This is a genomic window from Intrasporangium calvum DSM 43043 (assembly GCF_000184685.1).
Taxonomy (GTDB): domain Bacteria; phylum Actinomycetota; class Actinomycetes; order Actinomycetales; family Dermatophilaceae; genus Intrasporangium; species Intrasporangium calvum.
On sequence record NC_014830.1, the window covers coordinates 138,394 to 157,754 of the forward strand.

15 protein-coding genes are annotated in these 19,361 nt (G+C 71.4%); 7 read left to right on the forward strand and 8 right to left on the reverse strand.

From position 1 onward, the window contains the following. Window positions 1-46: 46 nt before the first annotated feature. The 3 genes from INTCA_RS00660 (at window position 47) to INTCA_RS00670 (ending at window position 3,301) form a co-directional block, all read left to right on the forward strand. A complete protein-coding gene (locus INTCA_RS00660) occupies window positions 47-907 on the forward strand; it encodes an Fpg/Nei family DNA glycosylase (protein ID WP_013491013.1) in 861 nt (286 codons plus the stop codon). 54 nt (window positions 908-961) lie between these two features. Then, window positions 962-1,810, forward strand: a complete 849-nt coding sequence (gene pdxY, locus INTCA_RS00665) for a pyridoxal kinase PdxY (RefSeq protein WP_041308048.1) — start codon at window positions 962-964, stop codon at window positions 1,808-1,810. A 228-nt stretch (window positions 1,811-2,038) separates the two neighbouring features. Further along, window positions 2,039-3,301, forward strand: a complete 1,263-nt coding sequence (locus INTCA_RS00670; protein ID WP_013491015.1) for an ATP-binding protein — start codon at window positions 2,039-2,041, stop codon at window positions 3,299-3,301. 92 nt (window positions 3,302-3,393) lie between these two features. Here INTCA_RS00670 and INTCA_RS00675 read toward each other — a convergent pair whose 3' ends face one another. Next, window positions 3,394-3,753 carry a UBP-type zinc finger domain-containing protein gene (locus INTCA_RS00675; RefSeq protein ID WP_013491016.1) on the reverse strand — a complete coding sequence of 120 codons (360 nt, stop codon included), beginning with the start codon at window positions 3,751-3,753 and terminating at the stop codon, window positions 3,394-3,396. 99 nt (window positions 3,754-3,852) lie between these two features. On the opposite strand from INTCA_RS00675, the gene INTCA_RS00680 reads away from it, so the two are divergent. The 3 genes from INTCA_RS00680 to INTCA_RS19730 all read left to right on the forward strand — a co-directional run bounded on the left by INTCA_RS00680 (window position 3,853) and on the right by INTCA_RS19730 (window position 5,507). After that, on the forward strand, window positions 3,853-4,092 hold the full coding sequence (locus INTCA_RS00680) for a hypothetical protein (RefSeq protein ID WP_013491017.1): 240 nt from the start codon (window positions 3,853-3,855) through the stop codon (window positions 4,090-4,092). Window positions 4,093-4,168: 76 nt separating this feature from the next. Further along, entirely contained in the window at window positions 4,169-4,741 is a 573-nt protein-coding gene (locus INTCA_RS00685; protein WP_013491018.1) for an RNA polymerase sigma factor, read from the forward strand. Between the two features lies 1 nt (window position 4,742). Continuing rightward, a complete protein-coding gene (locus tag INTCA_RS19730; RefSeq protein ID WP_169312898.1) occupies window positions 4,743-5,507 on the forward strand; it encodes a hypothetical protein in 765 nt (254 codons plus the stop codon). 152 nt (window positions 5,508-5,659) lie between these two features. Here the strand turns inward: INTCA_RS19730 and INTCA_RS00695 are convergent, their stop codons facing one another. The 4 genes from INTCA_RS00695 to INTCA_RS00710 all read right to left on the reverse strand — a co-directional run bounded on the left by INTCA_RS00695 (window position 5,660) and on the right by INTCA_RS00710 (window position 12,705). Continuing rightward, on the reverse strand, window positions 5,660-11,245 hold the full coding sequence (locus INTCA_RS00695; RefSeq protein ID WP_013491020.1) for an ATP-binding protein: 5,586 nt from the start codon (window positions 11,243-11,245) through the stop codon (window positions 5,660-5,662). Window positions 11,246-11,429: 184 nt separating this feature from the next. After that, window positions 11,430-11,930, reverse strand: coding sequence for a hypothetical protein (locus tag INTCA_RS00700; protein WP_013491021.1), 501 nt, complete (start codon window positions 11,928-11,930; stop codon window positions 11,430-11,432). A gap of 31 nt (window positions 11,931-11,961) precedes the next feature. Next, on the reverse strand, window positions 11,962-12,417 hold the full coding sequence (locus INTCA_RS00705; protein WP_013491022.1) for an Lrp/AsnC family transcriptional regulator: 456 nt from the start codon (window positions 12,415-12,417) through the stop codon (window positions 11,962-11,964). 51 nt (window positions 12,418-12,468) lie between these two features. Continuing rightward, on the reverse strand, window positions 12,469-12,705 hold the full coding sequence (locus INTCA_RS00710) for a DUF2249 domain-containing protein (protein WP_013491023.1): 237 nt from the start codon (window positions 12,703-12,705) through the stop codon (window positions 12,469-12,471). A 220-nt stretch (window positions 12,706-12,925) separates the two neighbouring features. Between INTCA_RS00710 and INTCA_RS00715 the strand changes: the two genes are divergently transcribed. Next, window positions 12,926-14,308, forward strand: coding sequence for a tryptophanase (locus INTCA_RS00715; protein WP_013491024.1), 1,383 nt, complete (start codon window positions 12,926-12,928; stop codon window positions 14,306-14,308). A 65-nt stretch (window positions 14,309-14,373) separates the two neighbouring features. On the opposite strand, the gene INTCA_RS00720 is transcribed toward INTCA_RS00715, so the two are convergent. The 3 genes from INTCA_RS00720 to INTCA_RS00730 all read right to left on the reverse strand — a co-directional run bounded on the left by INTCA_RS00720 (window position 14,374) and on the right by INTCA_RS00730 (window position 19,172). After that, window positions 14,374-15,795 carry a tyrosine phenol-lyase gene (locus INTCA_RS00720; RefSeq protein ID WP_013491025.1) on the reverse strand — a complete coding sequence of 474 codons (1,422 nt, stop codon included), beginning with the start codon at window positions 15,793-15,795 and terminating at the stop codon, window positions 14,374-14,376. Window positions 15,796-15,958: 163 nt separating this feature from the next. Continuing rightward, window positions 15,959-18,916 carry a helix-turn-helix transcriptional regulator gene (locus INTCA_RS00725; protein ID WP_013491026.1) on the reverse strand — a complete coding sequence of 986 codons (2,958 nt, stop codon included), beginning with the start codon at window positions 18,914-18,916 and terminating at the stop codon, window positions 15,959-15,961. 70 nt (window positions 18,917-18,986) lie between these two features. Then, a complete protein-coding gene (locus tag INTCA_RS00730) occupies window positions 18,987-19,172 on the reverse strand; it encodes a hypothetical protein (protein ID WP_013491027.1) in 186 nt (61 codons plus the stop codon). Window positions 19,173-19,361: the final 189 nt, after the last annotated feature.

The following is a 19,361-nucleotide window of genomic DNA, read 5'->3' on the forward strand; positions in this document are numbered from 1 at the left end:
AGCGAGCTCAGCGGCATGCGGGCGCGTGCTTTGGCAGGATGGGGGCATGCCTGAGCTGCCCGAGGTGCAGGCGCTCGTCGACTTCCTCGCCGAGCGGACGGCCGGCCTGGCCGTGACGAAGGTCGAGCTGGCCTCGATCAGCGCGCTCAAGACGTTCAACCCGCCGCCCCAGTCGCTCGAGGGGGCACCCATCGACGGGGTGCACAGGCACGGGAAGTTCCTCGACATCGACTGCGACGGCACCCATCTCGTCTTCCACCTCGCCCGGGCCGGCTGGCTGCGGTGGAGCGACCAGCTGCCGACGACCGTGCTGAGACCCGGCAAGTCCCCGATCGCCTTGCGCGTCAGGCTCTCCGATGGCAGCGGCTTCGACCTGACCGAGGCCGGCACGAAGAAGTCGCTCGCCGCCTACATCGTCCGCGACCCCAAGGAGGTGCCCGGTGTCGCCCGGCTCGGGCCGGACCCCCTCGCCGACGACTTCACGCTGGAGCGCTTCCGGGAGCTGCTCACCGGTCGGCGGACCCAGATCAAGGGCCTGCTCCGCGACCAGGAGGTCATCGCCGGGGTCGGGAACGCCTACAGCGACGAGATCCTCCACGTGGCGAAGGTCAGCCCCTTCGCCATCGCCGGGAGCCTGCCCCCGGACGTGGTGGACCGCCTCTACGCAGCGCTCCGCGAGACGCTGTCGAGCGCCGTGCACGCTGCTTCGGGCAAGCCGGCCAAGGAGCTCAAGGATGCCAAGCGGGCAGGCATGCGCGTCCATGCCCGCACGGGCCAGGCCTGCCCCGAGTGTGGCGACGTCGTGCGGGAGGTGAGCTTCGCCGACACCTCGCTGCAGTACTGCGCCACCTGCCAGACCGGTGGCAAGCCGCTCGCCGACCGGCGGATGTCCCGGCTGCTCAAGTAGGTCCCGCCGTCAGGGGACGATGCGGTTCGCAGGGCCGCCACTATCGTGACGAGCGTGAAGATCCTGTCGATCCAGTCCCACGTCGCCTACGGCCACGCCGGCAACTCGGCGGCCGTCTTCCCGCTCCAGCGGCTCGGGCACGATGTCTACCCCGTGCTGACGGTCACCTTCTCCAACCACACGGGCTACGGTGCGACCCGCGGACCGCTGATCGCACCGGATGACATCGCCGAGGTGCTCCTGGGCATCGAGGAGCGTGGCGCGTTCCCGCACATCGACGCGGTCCTGTCCGGCTACCAGGGTGCGGAGTCGGTCGGTGCGGTCATCCTCGACGCGGTCGCGCGGGTCAAGGCCGCGAACCCCTCGGCGCTCTACTGCTGCGACCCCGTCATGGGTGATGTCGGGCGGGGGTTCTTCGTCCGCGAGGGGATCCCCGAGTTCATCCGCGACGAGGTGGTCCCTCGAGCCGACATCATCACCCCCAACCACTTCGAGCTGGAGTTCCTCGTCGGGCGCCCGCTCGCGACCCAGCAGGCCGTCGTGGCGGCGGCCGAGGAGCTGGGCGCTCGCGGTCCGCAGGTCGTCCTCGTCACCTCGACCCTGACCGAGGACACTCCCGGCGACTGCATCCAGATGACCTGTGTCGCCCATGCCGGTGCCTGGGTCGTGACGACTCCGCTGCTGCCGATGACGGTCAAGGGTGGTGGCGACGTCACGGCGGCGCTGTTCCTCGCGCACTACCTGACCGATGGGCCACGGCTCGCGCTGGTGCGCACGGCGGCGACGATGCACGCGATCCTCGAGGGCACCCACGCCGCGGGCAGCGAGGAGATGCTCCTCGTCGCGGGGCAGGACGCCATCGCCCAACCTGGGGAAACCGTGGAGATTTCGCAGATTCGTTGACGGGGTCCGATCACATCGCGTTATGCTCGCTTCGCGCCGTTCCGCATGACCACCCCTGACCGTGCGGAACGGCGCCTTTTCATGCCCACCCCCACCGGGCCGTATGCCGCTGCGCTCGGTCGGGCGCCGGTGGCGCGCTCCTCGGGTGGCTGGGTGGCTGGCTGCGACACGATCGGCCCGTCTGCCGATGTCTCAGGTTTTCCCTAGAGGCCCGTATAGCCTCCGATCGTGGACCCCATCACGAACCCGTACGCCCCGGGCGCGGGGCAGCGTCCCCCCGAGCTCGCCGGCCGCGACGAGCAGCTGCGGACCTTCGACGTCGTGCTCGAGCGCATCGCCCGCGGGAGGTCGGAGCGGTCGATCGTCCTCACCGGCCTGCGCGGAGTGGGCAAGACCGTCCTGCTCAACGCGCTGCGATCCTCGGCCGTGCGAGCGGACTGGGGCACCGGCAAGCTGGAGGCGCGGCCCGACCAGCGGCTGCGTCGGCCCCTCGCCGCCGCCGCGCACCAGGCGGTGCGCGAGCTCGGACACCCTCGGGGCGACGAGGTCGACCAGGTGCTCGGCATCATCAAGTCCTTCGCGCTGCGTGACGCCGCGAGCGGGAGCAAGCTGCGGGACAAGTGGCAACCGGGCATCGACGTGCCCGCCGTGCCCGGCCGGGCCGACTCCGGCGACATCGAGATCGACCTCGTCGAGCTCTTCACCGACATCGGCGGGCTCGCCGCCGACCTCGGCAAGGGGGTGGCCTTCTTCGTCGACGAGATGCAGGACCTCGGGCCCGAGGACGTCTCCGCCGTCTGCGCGGCGTGCCACGAGATCTCCCAGTCCGGTCTGCCCGTCATCGTCGTCGGGGCCGGGCTGCCGCACCTGCCGGCCGTGCTGTCGGCCTCCAAGTCCTACTCCGAGCGGCTCTTCCGCTACCAGCGCATCGACCGGCTGCCCCGCGACGCCGCCGACCAGGCCCTCGTGGGCCCCGCCGCAGAGGAGGGGTGCGCGTTCACCGACGAGGCGCTCGAGGCGATGTACTCCGTGACCGCCGGCTACCCCTACTTCATCCAGGCCTACGGCAAGGTCGTCTGGGACGTGTCCCCCTCCTCGCCCATCTCGGCGCAGGACATCCGGGTCGCCGCACCGGAGGCCGAGTCCGAGCTCGCGGTCGGCTTCTTCGGCTCCCGGTTCGAGCGGGCCACGCCCGCCGAGCGCGAGTACCTCCGGGCCATGGCGGACGCCGCGCTCGTCCGGGGGCCCGGCGACCAGGCCACCACGGAAGGCCACGGTGACGCGGGAGCGAGCCCAGCGGCATACGGCATCGTCGACGAGCTCGACGCCGTCGCGACCTCCGCGGTGGCTGACCTCCTGGGGCGCAAGCCCCAGTCCCTCTCTCCCGCACGGGATGCGCTGATCAAGAAGGGACTCATCTACTCCGGCGAACGCGGGCAGATCGCGTTCACGGTGCCGCACTTCGGGCGGTACCTGCGCACTCAGGCCTGAGGCGCAACCAGCGGGCCAGGGCGGCGGCCAGGAGCAACCACCGCAGCCACTGCGGGCGTCAGACCCAGGCGCAGGAGCTGGGGGGTGACGGGTCAGTGGAGGTGGTCGCCCCAGTCCGGGGGAACCCGGTCGCGCGGCCCGGGGACGCCTTGGTCCTCGGGATGGTGGTCGGGAGGAGCCAGCGGCGGACCCTCGACGAACTCCTGGGTGCGGTAGTCGTAGAACCACGTCTCGCCCGGCTCGAAGCTGCGCACCACCGGGTGCCCGGTCATGCGGAAGTGGCGAGTCGCGTGCTGGGCGGGCGAGGTGTCGCAGCAGCCGACGTGTCCGCACGCGGCGCAGCGCCGCAGGTGGACCCACCATCCGCCGGCGGCCACGCAGTCCGCGCAGCCGGTCCCGCTCGGGGGCGCCGTCGGGTCGATGTCGGGGAGGTCTCCGGGAGGGACGGCCATGACGGCAGCCTAAGCCGCGCGCCGGCATCCTGCGCCTTCTCGACGCGGTCTGGCTAGGCTGAGAGGGTCCGGACTCGCCTCGCCTGAATGGATGTGTCGATGAACGCTGAGCTCCACGACCGACCGGAGACCGTGGTCCCCGGCTTCTGGATGACCATCCTCGGATCCATCCTGGCCGTGATCGCACCGCTCGCCGGCTTCCTCGGAGGAAGCAGCACCGGAGCGGTGGCCCGAGAAGGCCAGCTGGGCACATGGCTGCTCGTCGGCCTCGTCATCGGGGGCCTCGGGGTGCTCGTCGCGTTCGTGGGCGCCCAGCGGTGGTGGCGGGCCACCCACTGACCGGATCCGCGTCCCCTGCCGGATTTGTCCGGCTCTGGCCTAGCGAATTCGTCTCGGACGCGACAGACTGTCCGGCGTGATCGGCGCAGACTTCCAGACGGTCCTCGCTGACGCCCAGGGCGGTGACGAGTACGCGTTCGCCCGACTCTGGCGTGACCTCAACCCCGCGCTCCTGCGCTACCTGAGTCTCGGTGGCGAGATGGCCGAGGAGGTCGCGGCCGAGACCTGGACCACGGTGGTCCGTGGTCTGGCCCGCTTCGAGGGGGATGAGACCGCCTGGCGCGCGTGGGTGTTCACCACGGCTCGACGACGTGCGGTGGATGCAGGACGCAAGCGCGCCCGCGAGGCCGGCCTCGGCTGGCGCGCGAACACGTGGGCGGCCGAGGTGTCGCCGGACAGCGCCGAGGCGGTCATCGAGGCGGCGACCACCGAGGACATGCTGCGACTGGTCCGGACCCTCCCCGCGAGTCAGGCTGAGGCGGTGCTCCTCCGGGTCGTCGCCGGCCTGCCCGTGGCTGAGGTGGCGGAGCTGCTCGGACGCAGCCCGGGTTCGGTTCGGGTGGCGTGCCATCGGGGTCTGGAGAGCCTGGCGAAGAAATTGTCGAAGCAGGACGTAACGGATGGCGCCCTGCGGGCGCTTCGGGGGTGACATGAGCAACGAAAAGCAGAGCGAGGGGTTCCCCGACCGGGCCGGGTCGCACGACGACCTGCTCGATGAGGTCGCGGCGAACCCTGAGCTGGCTCGGGTGGCCTTCCTCCTCTCCGCCCGGCCCAGCGATCGGGAGCTGTCCGGTCTCGACGGTCCCCTCGATGCGTTCCGGGCTCAGGTCACCGCCCCGAAACCCCAACGACGGAGACCCTCCATGATCTCAACGCTCGCCGGCGCGAAGCTCGGCGCGACCATCGCCGGTATCGCCGTGGGCCTCGGTGGTGCAGCCACCGTGGCCTACGTCTCAGCCAGCACCCCGGCCACGCCCGAGACCCACGCCACCGCCGCCACCACGCCCTCCCAGGCGGATGCTGCAGCAGACGCGAGAGAGAACGGAAAGGGCGAGGGCAAGAAGGACAAGGCCACCCCCGTCGGCCCCGACGCGACTGGTTGGGCCGCTTTCGGCCTCGGCACTGCCTGGAAGGGCGTCGCCGGCAATGGCAAGGCCATGGAGTCGGTCGCCTTCCAGAACCTCGTCACCGCTGCCGGGGGCGAGGACGAGGTCGAGGCCTTCTGCGCCGAGGTGGACGCACCAGGCAGCTCGGGCGACCACGCCACCGGCAAGCCCGAGATCGCTCCCACGGGCAAGCCCGACTCGGTTCCGAGCGCCACGCCGTCGCAGCGACCCGAGATGACCCCCACACCTCCGGCCAAGCCGGACACAGTTCCGACCGCCTCACCCTCCCACCCGACCGGGCGGTCGTGAAGGCGCGGTAGCTAGCACCGCGCAGCCCCCAAAACCCAGCCGTATGCCGCTGAGCCCCACTCACCGGCATACGGCTGGGTCGCGTTCGGCCCTCCTTCCCCCGACGGACGCCCGACCCGCCCCGCTGACGGGGGCAGGGCCAGAGCACGTCGTCAGGGGGTGAGCCCCGCCTCCAGCGCGGAGATGATCCGGGGCCGGAGGTCGCTCGCCTCGATCACCTCGTCGACCGACCCCACGGCCACGGCACGATGGATGCTGTGGACGCTGTCGAACTCGGCGGCGACCGCTCCGAGCTTCTCGGCGCGCACCGTGGCCCGCAGGTCGGCCAGCTCGGTGGCCAGCTGGGCGCGTTCCACTCCCTCGGACGCGTCGACCCGGGCGGCGAGCTCGGCGACGCGCGAGTCCGCGGCCGTGCGCGCGTCGACGTCTCGGGCGAACACGACGGCGGCCGCCGGTGCGCCCCCGATGACGGAGGCGAAGGAGCCTTCGATCGCGAGGACCGTCATCCTGGGGTTGAGCGCCTTGGAGAAGACGACGAAGGCGCCGCCGTGGTAGCGGGAGACGACGGTGAAGACGATCGGCCCGTCGAAGTTGACGATGGCCCGGCCGATCTCCGCGCCGTACTCGAGCTGGAGGCTGCGCATCGACTCCGGTGACCCGTCGAAGCCGGACAGGTTGGCGAGGATGACCACGGGCCGGTTGCCGCTGGCCGCGTTGATGGCTCGCGCGACCTTCTTCGACGACCGGGGGAAGAGCGTTCCCGCGGTGTAGGTGTCGGGACCGTCGGTGGGCGGGAACCCGCGGCGCGGGACGGACTTCGACTCGATGCCGATGAGGCACACCGGGATGCCACCGAGGTGCGCGTCCTGGACCACGGCGGTCTCGGCGTCCGCCATGCCGGCCCAGCGCTCGAGCGTCGCGTGGTCCTGGTCGGTGAGGGCCCGCATCAGGGTCCGGATGTCGAAGGGCTTCTTGCGGTCGGGGTTCTTCTCGGCTGAGAAGATGTCGCCCACCGTCGTGAAGCCCGAGTCGGGCAGCGAGTGGGGGTATGACGTGACGTCGCGGTCGATCGGGTCACTCGTGGCGACCCGGCGCGGACCGCCTTCGCCGGGAGCGACGTAGGCGTGGTCGTAGTGGGTCATCAGGATGTCCCTGGCCGCAGCGAGGTCCTTCGCCCAGTACTGCGCCTGGCCGTTCGGGCCCATCACCCGGTCGTAGCCGCCGATGCCGAAGTTGTCCTCGGCCGAGACGCCACCGGAGAAGTCGAGCGACTGCTTTCCCGTCAGGACCATGGCGCTGTCGGGCGTCATGACGAGGATGCCCTTGGTGTGCATGAGCATCGTCGCCTCGGCGTTCCAGTAGGGCTGCGCGCCGACGTTGATGCCGGCCACGACGATGTTGATCTCCTGCCCCGCCTGGGTGAACTCGATGATCCGTTTGAGCGCCCGGGCGACCCAGTCCATGTTCTCCGTGCCGGAGTCCATCGAGATCCGTGCGCCGGCCGAGAGCGAGTACCACTCGACCGGGATGCCGCGCTCCTCTGCGAGGTCGAGTGCCGCGATGACGCGGGCGCACTCCGCCTCGGCCACCGATCCGAGGGAGCGGAGCGGGTCGCCGCTGAGCACGACGCGCTGGACCCCTTGGGGGTGGCGCTCGGTCGGCGACGTGACGAGAGCGACGATGATGCCGGCCTTGTTGAGGCCGAACGGCCGGTCCACCGGGACGAGGCGACCCGCGTCGTCGAGGTCGTGCTCGACCACGGTCCCACCGTCGCCGGCGATCATCGACTGCAGCTCGTAGGGGTAGACGAGGCCACGGCGACGGGCGCGGACGACCTTCGAGGCGTAGTCATCGAGCGGTTTGAGCGGCTCAGCCGGCGGCTGTCCCACTGTCCCGACGACACCTGAGCCCGGCTGGTAGGAGAACCGGCCGGCGATGGTGACGGGCCCCTCCTCGGGATCGAGGACGACCCGGGCCTGGACGAGGACCTCCTCCACGCCCGCGCCGACGGTCAGTGGGGCGATCTTGGCCTGGAGGGCGGTCAGCTGCTCGAGGTCGGCCTCGATGATCGGCCAGATGGTCACCCAGACGTAGTTCATGTCGAGCCGGGAGCCCGCCGAGCCGCGGGACGCTCGCACGCGTCGGATGGCGTCGAGGCAGTTGGCGATGGCCCGCTCGGCCTGCGGGAGCCCGGACACGCGACCGTCGTCGTCACGGACGACGACGAGCTGGCGGACCTGCGCCGAGGCGACGATCCGTCGGTCGTCCGCGTTGTCCCGGGCGACGCACTCGTAGAGGAAGACGTCCTCCGGGGCCTCGAGCCGAGTGACCTCGAAGTCACGCAGCCGCCACAGCTGGAGGCGGCGCCCGACCATCGGGTGCACGCCCCGGACGAGGCGGTCCTCGACGAGCTCCTCACCCTGGGGTCGGAAGGTGAAGTAGCCGACGGGCTGGTCGTGGTTGCCGGTGACCGCGACGGCCACGCGGCGCACGTCCCTGGTCCAGTCGAGGGCCTTGAGGCGCGTGGCGAGGGTCGCGCTCACCTCCTCCGGGTCAGCGGGCTGGTCGCGCCAGCGGAGGTAGAGGTCGACCACGGCGTGGTGCTGCTCGGCGCGGCTCCACACGTCGTTGCCGACCGACACGTCGAGGTCGCTGCCCGGAGCGAGCTCCGCGACGTCGCCGATCGTCGAGGTGAGATGGGTGGGTCTGCCGTCGAGCGTGTAGTCGGCCACGGCGAAGGGCCGGTCACCCGCGTGGAAGCGGTGCGGTCCGTGCAGGTCGTGCTCGTGGTAGTGCCGCTTGATCAGCACCTCGATCATCGGCTCGTGTCGCGGGATGCTGTCATCCGGCCGGTCGAGACGCTCGGCGAGGAAGCGGACGATCTGTTCGGGGATGGCGGCGAGCTCGTCGATCCCTGCCGCGTAGTCCGGGCTGACGGTCTCGGGAGTCGCGCCACCCTCGTCGCCCACCCGCTCGGCCTCGGCAGTCAGGGACTCGAGCTGGTCCCGGACCCCGGCGAGGACGCTCTGACGCTCCGCATCGACCATCGGCTGTTCGAACCAGCGGAAGCGCACGCTACGGGCGAGGTCGCCGATCACGGGGAACCGCAGCTGGGTGGCGAGCACGAGCCGGTCGAGGGTGTCGCGGGCGGCGGCGGCGTTCCGCGCCTCCGGTGTCGGCTCGCCGAGCCAGCGCTGGAGGAGCGAGGTCGCCAGCGCGATCTCCGGGGAGGTGCGCTGCTGGGCGAGGAAGATCCGGAAGACCGCCTCCTCCAGGTCCGGCGTGCGGTCGAGCTCAGTGACGCCGTAGTGCCGCAGCACGCGGGCGAGCTTGTCCCGGAAGGCGGCCGGCAACCCGGCCCGGTCGGCGTCGAGACTCTGCAGGTAGGTGTGGAAGTGCTCCCTGGGCGTGTGGACGAGCAGCTCGGTGTGCCGCTCCTCCTCCGCGGGTCGGTTGCGGCTCAGCTCGGCGAAGTCGGCGACGAGCTCGAGGAGGATGATCTCCTCGGCGATCGGGCTGGTCCCGTCCGCTGCGGCCTCGTCCCGAGCGGACAGGTAGGCGGTGAGGCTGCGGTGGGTGCCGTTGTCGTCGTTGTCGAAGCCGAGGACGCCGGCGGACAGCTCGGACACGCCGCGGGCGATCCGGTCGCGAAGGGTCTCGTCGGCCACGGTGCAGTCCGGCAGGTCGAGGTCGACCGTGGGGGCGGGGCTCGCGCCGGCGCCGGGCTCGTCCTCGTCACCCGTCGGCTCGAGTCGCACGAGGGCCGCACCGGTCTCGACCTGGCCGCCGACCCCGACGAGGATCTCCTTGACCCGTGCGGCGAAGGGAGCCGCCAGCACGGTCTCCATCTTCATCGACTCGAGGACGAGGACCGGGGCGCCCGCCGCCACCTCGTCGCCCACCTGCACGGGGGCAGCGACGACGAGGGCAGGGGCGGGGGAGCGGAGCACGCCGCCCTCGTCGCGGGACACCCGGTGGGTGACGCCGTCGACCTCGACGAGGAGCACCGGACCGTGCAGGGCGGTGATGAGGCGGTGGTTCTGGCCACCGACGACGATGCGGCTCTGGTAGTCGTCGATCCGGTCGAGCTGGGCCTCGACGACCTGGCCGTCGTCTCCGCTCGCCCCCGACCCGACCGTGACCCGGTACCGGTGCGGGGCGATGCGCAGGACGTTGACCTTGTGGATCGTGCCCCGCAGCTTGAGGTCCACGCCCCGGCCGACCTGGTGGTGCGCCTGCGGGCGGCCGCCGCGAGCGGTCTCGAGCAGGCGGGCGCGCTCGATCGCCTCGGCCTCCTCGTAGGCCTCGATGCCGGCTGCCACGAGGGCGATCCCGGAGTGGCGCTGGGACATGAGGCGCCCCTCGCCGCGCACCCGGTCGATCCAGCCGGTGTCGGCGGAGCCGTCGATGACCTCCGGCTGGTCGAGGAGGTCGAGGATGAAGCTCTTGTTCGTCGCCCCGCCCTCGATGACCACCGTCGTCTCGGCCATCGCCCGGCGCAGCCGCGCCAGGGCCTCGTCACGGTCGCGGCCGTAGGCGATGATCTTGGCGATCATCGAGTCGAAGTCGGCGGGGATCGAGTCGCCCTCTCCGACGCCCGTGTCGACCCGGATGCCCGGACCGGAGGGGAAGTCGAGCAGCGCGATACGTCCCGGGGCGGGGGCGAAGTCACGGTCGGGGTCCTCGGCGTTGAGCCGCGCCTCGACGGCGTGGCCCCGCTCGACCGGACGCGCTCCCTCCAGGCGACCGCCGTTCGCGACGTGGATCTGCAGCTTGACGAGGTCCGTGTCGGTCGTCGCCTCGGTGATCGGGTGCTCCACCTGGAGGCGGGTGTTCACCTCGAGGAAGGCGAAGAACTTCTCGGCCGGGTGGTAGAGGAACTCGACGGTCCCGGCCCCCGCGTAGCCGACCGCCACCGCGAGCCGTTCGGCCGCCGTGCGCACCTCGGCTGCCTCGTCGGCCGAGAGCACGGGGGATGCGGACTCCTCGATGACCTTCTGGTTGCGGCGCTGGACGGAGCAGTCCCGGACGCCGACGGCCCACGCCGTGCCCTGCCCGTCGCCGATGACCTGGACCTCGATGTGGCGGGCACCGGTGACGAGCTTCTCGAGGAAGACGACGCCGGAGCCGAAGGCGCGCGCCGCCTCGTCACGAGTCCGCTCGTAGGCCTCGGTCAGCTCGGCGTCCGACTCGACCTTGCGGATCCCGCGCCCACCCCCGCCGGCGGTGGCCTTGAGCATGAGGGGGTAGCCGATCCGGGCCGCGGCCTCCGTCGCCTCCTCGAGCGTGTCGACGCCGCCGCGCGACCACGGGGCCACGGGGACGCCGACCTCCTCGGCGATGAGCTTGGAGCCGATCTTGTCGCCGAGCTGGCGCATCGCCTCGGCGCTCGGACCGATGAAGATGACCCCGATCCGCTCGCACAGCTCGGCGAAGGCCGGGTCCTCGGCGACGAAGCCCCAGCCGACCCACGCGGCGTCCGCTCCTGTCTCGCGGAGCGCGCGCTCGAGGACGGCATGGTCGATGTAGGGCCGGTTCGCGGCCGGGCCGAGGTCGTAGGCGTGGTCGCTCTCGCGGACGAACATGGCACGACGCTCACCCTCGGTGTGCAGCGCGATCGTCTCGATCCTCTGGTCGCTGCGCCCCTCCACCGCGTGCTGGGCGTTGAGGTCGCGGACGGCGTGGATGAGGCGCATGGCGGCCTCGCCGCGGTTGACGATCGCGATGCGCGAGATCATGGGGCGGTTCTCCTTCGGTCACCCGGTCGGGCTGTGACGCGAGACACGTCACGACGCAGCCTTTCACCAGGAGCAGGTTACGGGCGAGTGCACCAGCCGACTTTCGGGGGGCCGCCGCAGAGGAGGCCGTATGCCGCTGAGCCGGCTCAGCGGCATCCGTGACCTTTGGCGGGTGGCTCGGCGCTCAGGGCAGGTCCGGCAGGTCGACCCCGTGGCCCCGCAGGACCGTCCGGACCGCCGCTTCATCGCGGTTGGCATAGACGAGCGACGCGGTGGGCTCAGGGTCCGCGGGCGAGTCGATCCGGTCCCACCACGGCTGCTCGTACCGGGGGTCGGGGCGCACGGCCGCGGCGACGCCGTAAGCCCGGAGCTCCTCCACCATCCTGGACACGTCCGCGACGGAGCCGCCCCAGCCGTAGCTCGTCTCCATCGCGGCCCACCGCCGCCGGTCGACGAGGATGACCGCGCCGAGCGGCAGCAGGGCAAGGGGGGAGCCCGCCCAGGCGGGCACGTCGATCGCCCGGGCCAGCAGGGTGCCGGCAAGGCCCGCAAGGGCGCACAGGCCGATGAGCGCGGACCAGCCCCGGACGTTGAGCTGGGCGGTGCGCAGCCAGGGCCGCCGGCGACCAGGACCCTCGCCCAACGGCTCGTACGGGCCGTACCCTCGGCGGCGGCTGCGTGGCATGCGCAACAGCGTGCCACGCCGGTCGCTGACCTCAGGGGGAGGGGACGGGTTGAACGGGGCTCCAGGGCAGCTGGTCGGCGAGGATCATGCTGCTGCTCGGCCGGCCGTATCGGGCCAGCCGGTCGATCAGGTCCTCGAAGGCGTCCATCGACGCCGTCGCCACGACGAGCACCGAGCATCCGGGTCCGGTCACCCGGTAGAGCTCCTGCACCTCCGGCCATGCGGCGACCTCGGGGTCGCGCAGGAGGCAGGTGGGTCCGTAGCAGTCCATGACGACGACGGCCCGGACCGGGCGACCGGCCCGCTCGAGGTCCACCTGTGCGTGGTAACCGACGATGACGCCGGCCTCCTCGAGCCGGCGCACGCGGTCGGCCACTGCAGGGGCGGACAGCTTCACCCGTCGGGACAGCTCGTTGAACGACAGCCGGGCATCCGCCTGGAGCTCGGAGAGGATGTGCCAGTCGACGCGGTCCACGGCACCCATCATGGCCGAACCCCTGGTGGCAGCGGGGCGGATGCCCGACTGGTCAAACCCGGGTCAGGCGGCAGGTCGCCCGATGCGGACCCGCCAGACGTCCGGGCCCTCCTCGAGGTAGTCCCAGGTGAACTGGTCCTTGTACTCGGCGTCGAACTGGTAGTAGAGCGGCTTGGGGTCGTGGTCGTTGACGAGCTCGAAGCCAGCGCCCGGGGTGAGGGCGTGGTAGGTGTCGAGGATCAACGTGTGGCGACGTGCCGGCGGCTCGGAGCGGACGTCGAGCTGGGGGTCGGTGGTCATGCGTTCTCCTTGGATAATCACGGAACAGGCCGTATTAAACCTCTGGAGCGTATCCCATGGCTCGCCGTCGCGGCGCGGGCACCTCGCCCTGCTTCCGGACCGGACCGTTCTTCCGATCATGAGGTGCCGTGGCCCATCCCGACATGATCGGAAGGCGACCACGACGAAACGGTCCGTGACGGGCCTTCCGAGCCCAGCGGCATACGGCCAATCTGTCGGTATGGACGACGCCCCCTTCACGACGATCATCGAGCCCTTCCGGATCCACTCCGTGGAGCCGCTGACGATGACCACCCGAGCCGAGCGGCAGGACCACCTGCGGACGGCCGGGTACAACCTCTTCCAGCTGCGCGCCCAGCACGTCCTCATCGACCTGCTGACCGACTCGGGCACCGGTGCGATGAGCCGCGACCAGTGGGCGGCCATCCAGCACGGCGACGAGTCCTATGCCGGCTCACCCTCGTACTACGTCTTCGTCGACGCCGTCCGGGAGCTGTTCCCCTTCGAGCACGTCATCCCGGTGCACCAGGGCCGGGCCGCGGAGAAGATCCTCTTCTCCGCCCTCGGTGGGGCCGGGAAGGTCGTGCCCAACAACACCCACTTCGACACGACGCGCGCCAACGTCGAGGCGAGCGGCGCGAGCGCCGTCGACCTCGTCATCGCCGAGGGACGCGACCCGGTGAGCGACCACCCCTTCAAGGGGAACATGGACCTCGCCGCCCTCGAGGCGCTCCTCGCCGCACGCGCCGACGACGTCCCGTGCGTCATGGTGACGATCACGAACAACAGCGGCGGCGGGCAGCCGGTCTCCCTCGAGAACCTTCGCGGCGTCCGGGAGATCTGCGACCGCTACGGCAAGCCGCTGTACCTCGACGCGTGCCGGTTCGCCGAGAACGCGTGGTTCATCCGCGAGCGCGAGGAGGGCCAGGGCGACCGCGACGTCAGCGACATCGTCCGCGAGATCTCCGGACTCGCCGACGGCATGACGATGAGCGCGAAGAAGGACCCGATGGGCAACATCGGCGGCTGGCTCGCGATGAACGACGACGACCTGGCGCAGCGGTGCCGCAACACCCTCATCCTCACCGAGGGCTTCCCGACCTACGGCGGGCTCGCCGGGCGCGACCTCGAGGCCCTCGCCCAGGGGCTGCGCGAGGTGGTGCAGCACGACTACCTCCGCTACCGGATCCGCTCGACCGCCTACCTCGGCGAGGCGCTCGTCAAGCTCGGCGTGCCGGTGCTGACCCCGATCGGTGGGCACGCCGTCTACATCGACGCCCGAGCCCTCGCCCCGCACCTCTCGCCGCTCGAGTACCCGGGTCAGGCCGTGGCCGTGGCGCTCTACGAGCTGGGCGGGATCCGGTCCTGCGAGATCGGGACCGTCATGTTCGGCCGACAGGCCGACGGCACCGAGCAGCCCGCGTCGATGGAGCTCGTCCGGCTCGCCATCCCGCGGCGGACCTACACGCAGAGCCACATCGACTACGTCATCGAGGTGTGTGAACGGCTGGCCGCGGTGGCGCCGTCGCTGCCCGGCTACCGGATCACGTCGGAGCCGCCGGTCCTGCGCCACTTCACGGCGTCCTTCGAACCCCTGAGGTGAGGGTGGGGCATGCCGAAGGGCCCGGAAGTGGTGTGGCGACGCCCGGGCCCTCGGTCAACTGGTTGTCAGGCGCCCGCGAGCGCCGGTTCGGGCCTCCCTTCCTCCAGGGCAGCCTCGGCCGCGAGCGGTTCGAAGCGTGAGGTGAAGAAGCGGAGCGTGGGGGACTCGTAGACGAACGTCAGGCCCTGGATCTCCCGGCGCCGCTGGAAGACCCGGATCACGGAGTCGGCGACGACGTCCATGTGGGAGTTCGTGTAGACGCGCCGGGGGATCGTGAGCCGGACCAGCTCGAGCTTGGGGTAGCGGTTGTTGCCGTCGGCGTCGCGGCCGGCGGACACGATGCCGCGCTCCATGCTGCGAACGCCGGAGTCGAGGAAGATCTCGGCGGCGAGGGTCTGTGCGGGGAGCTCGTCCTGCGACAGGTGGTCGAGGAACGCTGCCGCGTCGATGAACACTGCGTGACCGCCGATGGGCTCGACGATCGGCACGCCGGCCGCCTGGAGCCGCTCACCGAGGTAGCGGACCTGGCCGATGCGGTGGGTCAGGTAGTCGTCGTCGAGCGCCTCGCGGAGCCCGACGGCCATCGCGTCGAGATCCCGACCAGCCAGGCCGCCGTACGTCGGCATGCCCTCGTAGACGACGACGAGCTCCCGGGCCTTGGTGAGGATCGCCTCGTCGCGCATGGCGAGGAAGCCGCCGATGTTGACGAGGCAGTCCTTCTTGCCGGACATCGTGATGCCGTCGAAATGGGAGAGCATCTCGCGGACGATCTCGGCGACCGGCCGGCCGGCGTAGCCGTCCTCGCGCTCCTGGATGAACCAGGCGTTCTCGGCGAGACGGGTCGCGTCGGACCACAGGATGATGCCGTAGCGGTCGCAGATCTCGCGGACGGCCCGGATGTTGGCCATCGAGACCGGCTGGCCCCCAGCCATGTTCACGGTCACGGCGACGTTGATGTAGGCGATCTGGTCGGCACCGACCTCGTCGATGAGCGCCTGGAACTTGTCGAGGTCGACGTTCCCCTTGAACGGGTGGCGCGAGGCGGGGTCGTGGGCCTCGTCGATGATCACGTCGTGGAAGGTGCCGCCGGCGAGCTCCTGGTGGACGCGGGTGGTGGTGAAGTACATGTTGCCGGGGACGTGCTGGCCGGGCGTGATGAGGATCTTGGAGATCAGGTGCTCCGCGCCCCGGCCCTGGTGCGTCGGGCACACCAGGGGGAAGCCGTAGTTCTCGCGCACCGACTCGACGAGGTGGTCGAACGAGCGTGCGCCGGCGTAGGCCTCGTCGCCCATCATCATCGCGCTCCACTGGCGGTCGCTCATCGCCGAGGTGCCGGAGTCCGTCAGCAGGTCGATGTAGACGTCGTCGCTGCGGAGCAGGAAGGTGTTGTATCCCGCCGCGCGGATGGCGGCCTCGCGCTGCTCCCGGGTCGTCATCGTGATCGGTTCGACCATCTTGATCCGGTACGGCTCGGCAATGGCTGGCATGGGGAGGGGCCCTCTCTGTGCAGGACCGGCCTGGGCGCCGGGTCTTCTGCCGCCACTGTGCGCTCTGGCCCACCCGGTGCGCAATCGGTCCAGTAATCGATGGTCAGACTGCCCATCCTGACCAGCGAGACAGCGATTTAGCGGAACATATTGCCCAGTCGCGTCAGGGCACGAGGGCCCGGTCGCGCGCAATGGCGGCCGCCTCGGTGCGGCCCGAGGCCCCGAGCTTGGCGAGCAGGTTGGAGACGTGGACGCTCACCGTCTTGGTGCTGATGTAGAGCTGCTTGCCGATCTGGCCGTTGGACAGCCCTCGTGCGACCAGGGCGAGGACCTCGAGCTCGCGCGGGGTCAGCTCGACGGCCGTGGCAGCGGCCGGTGCGCGGGGGGCCAGGGCGTCGAGCTCGGCCAGGAGCGGTCGTGCCCGAAGCCGCACCGCGACCTCGCGGGCCGACCCGGCGACCTGCCGCGAATCGACGTCACGACCCGCGGCGTGGAGCGCCGCGGCGAGCCGCCCGCGGGACCGGGCTGCCTCGAAGACGTGCCCCAGGCGGTCGAAGGCCTCCACCGACGCCCGCCACGCGACGAGCATCTCCTCCACAGGCGGGGGGTCCTCCTGCCCCAGCACCCAAGCGAGGCGCAGCCGTTCGGCGCGGAGCCGCCTGGCCCACGCCCAGGTCTCGGTGCTGGACTCGCCGAGCACATCGACGTCGGTCGGGTCCCAGCCCGTGCCCTGGGAGGTGCGGATCACCTTGGCCACGAGCTGGTCGGCCCGCCTCCCCAGGTCGTCGACCGTGCGTGCGGCCCGCTCCCGGAGCTCGGGAGCGGCGCGCGGAGCGAGTGTCGCCACCTGCCCGGCGACCAGGGCGGCCAGCCGCACGCTCGCGTGGTACTTGCCCCACGCCGTGTCGAGGGTCTGCGCCGCCTCACAGGCGATCTCCAGCATGCCGGTCAGATCGCCGGCATCGCCGAGCAGGTCGATTCCGGGCATGACCGTGAGCACCACCGCGAGCCCGTCGACGTACCACCACTCGCGCAGGGACGACAGGCGGCTCGGTGGGACCGGCTCCCCTCGACCCACCGCCACGCCGAGCGCCGCGGCCTCGAAGAGGGCCCGAGCTGGTTGCGGGGTCACCTTCGAGGCGAGGGCCAGCCGGCTCGGGACGTCGTCCCAGTCACCCAGCTCGTAGGCGGTGAGCCCGCTGAGCAGGCGACAGTCGAGGCCCCAGGGAGCCCACTCCTGGTGCAGGCGGCGGGCGATGCGGGTGCCCTCGTCGTAGTGGGCGAGGGCGCCACGGAGGTCGCCACGGCGGTGGGCCACCGCGGCGAGCTGGTGAGTCAGCCGCAGCTGGATCGGGTTGTCCGTGCCCCGCACGTCAGCGAACAGCCCCCGCAGATGGGCCTCGACGGCGTCCAGGTCCTGCTGAGCCTCGATGACCCGGGTGAGGATCGTGCGGATCTCGAGGAGCGACTCGCGCAGTCCGAGGCGCTCGGCCGTCGCCATCACCTCGTCTCCCGTGCGGACCGCATCGTCCAGCTCGCCCGCATCGACGAGCTGCTGGACGTGCGCGATGAGCACGAGCACCTGTCGCGGCGTCTCCTCGTCCGGGAGCAGGTCCACGGCCCGGGAGGTCAGGGCGAGGCCCTCCACCGGCAGGTCGAGCATCCGCGAGAGCGTGGCGTAGCGCGCCAGGAGCTCGGCGCGGACCTCGTCCCGCTGCCGCGGCCCGGGATGGTCGATGCCGTCCTTGAGCAACCGGACCGCGCGCAGGATGTCACCCGCCGCAGTGGCCGCCTCCGACGCCCGGATCGTCACCTCGTCGCGCTCGGCAGCATCGTCCTCCAGCCAGCTCAGCGCCTGCTCGAGGTGGAACAGCGCATCCTGCGGCCCGCCGACCTCCATCGCCGACTCGGCGGCAGCGCGGCTCGCGGCCACCGCGGCAGGGAGGTCCCCGCTCGCGGCGGCGTGGCGAGCCAGCTCCGACGCCGGAGCCAGGTGTGGGCACTCGGCGAGCACAGCGGCATACGCCTTGTGGAGCCGGAGACGCTCCCCCGGGAGGAGGGACTCGGCCGCGGTCTCACCGAGGAGCGCATGGCGGAAGGTGTAGGCGGGAGGCCAGCTCGTCTCGAGGACGTGGTGCTCGACCGCCTGGGCGATCGCCGCCTCGAGCACCGGCTCGGGCAGGCCCATGATCCGGGACAGCAGCTCGTGGCCGATGAACCGGCCACCCTTGAGGGAGACCGCTCGCACGACTGCTTGGGACGTCTCGTCGAGGCGCTCGACGCGGGCGCGCAGGACCCGGCCCAGCCCGCCGCTCACCTGCTGGCCCGCCACGGCGCTCGCCGCGAGCTCCTCGGCGAAGAACGGGTTGCCCTCTGCCCGCCGGGTGATCTCTCGCATGGTGCGCGGGTCGTCCGGGACCCCCTCGATCCCCTCGACGATCTCGTCCACGGCGGCGTCGGGGAGCGGCGCGAGGCTGACATGCGTCACGTGCGGGATGCGGTCCCACACGGCCAGCGTCTCGTGCAGCGGGTGCTTGCGGTGGAGGTCGTCGGAGCGGTAGCTGGCGACCAGGGCGACCGGAGTCGTGAAGGAGCGGGTGAGCAGGAGGGTGAGCAGGTCGCGCGACGAGTGGTCCGCCCAGTGCACGTCCTCGATGACGACGAGAGTCGGCCGGACGGCCCCGAAGGCCGTGAGGAGGGCATGGACCGACTCGGCGACGAGGCCGGGGCTGGCCTCCTTCGCCGAGTCGGCGCCTCCCCCTGTTCCCGTGACGCCGTCCCTGCGTGGGAGGAGCCGGGCCAGGCTCGGGTGTGAGCCGAGGACCTGGGTGACGACGTCAGGGGTCATGCGGTCGAGCAGGCCGATGAGCTCCACGAACGGGAGGTAGGCGAGGGCACTACCGGCCTGCCCGACACAGTGGCCCGTCGCGGTGAGCCACCCGGCCCGGTCCGCGTCCGTGGTCAGCTGCAGGAGCAGCCGCGACTTGCCGATGCCGGCATCCCCGGAGACGATGGCCACGCCGCCGCGGGTGCCGTCGAGCGAGTCGACGAGCCCGACGGCACCCGCGAGGCGGGCCAGCTCCGAGCCCCGGCCGACCAGGGCCCCGGTGGTGAACGGCATACGCCGGATTATCCGTGATGGGTCCGACAACGTCTCGTCCGTTTTCGGGACGGCAGTCGAGGCCGGCTGGTCAGTGCGCCCGGGCCGGCACTGCCAGACGGGCCGCCTCGTCGGTCCGCTGACGGTGCGCCCGTGCCTCGACGGCGAGCGACGAGGCGGGCCTGCGTCGCCAGCTGCGGCGAGGCCGCGGGCCGTACCTGGCCTCGAGCTCCGCCTTCATGAACTCGGGAGTGATCAAGGTGATCGAGCTGGTCATGATGGTTCCCTGTCGTGGTCCTCTTCTGCTGACCTCTCCAGAGTCGGCTCGTGAGGTAGGCCGCCACATCGGGCGACCTCCCTATCTCTGCATTGCGGCGCCTTGGCCCCGGTACCTCAGACGCGGTTGCGAGGGCTGAGGCGCGTCGGGTACCTCAGCCGACCGGGCGTACCGCAGCGTGGAACGCCG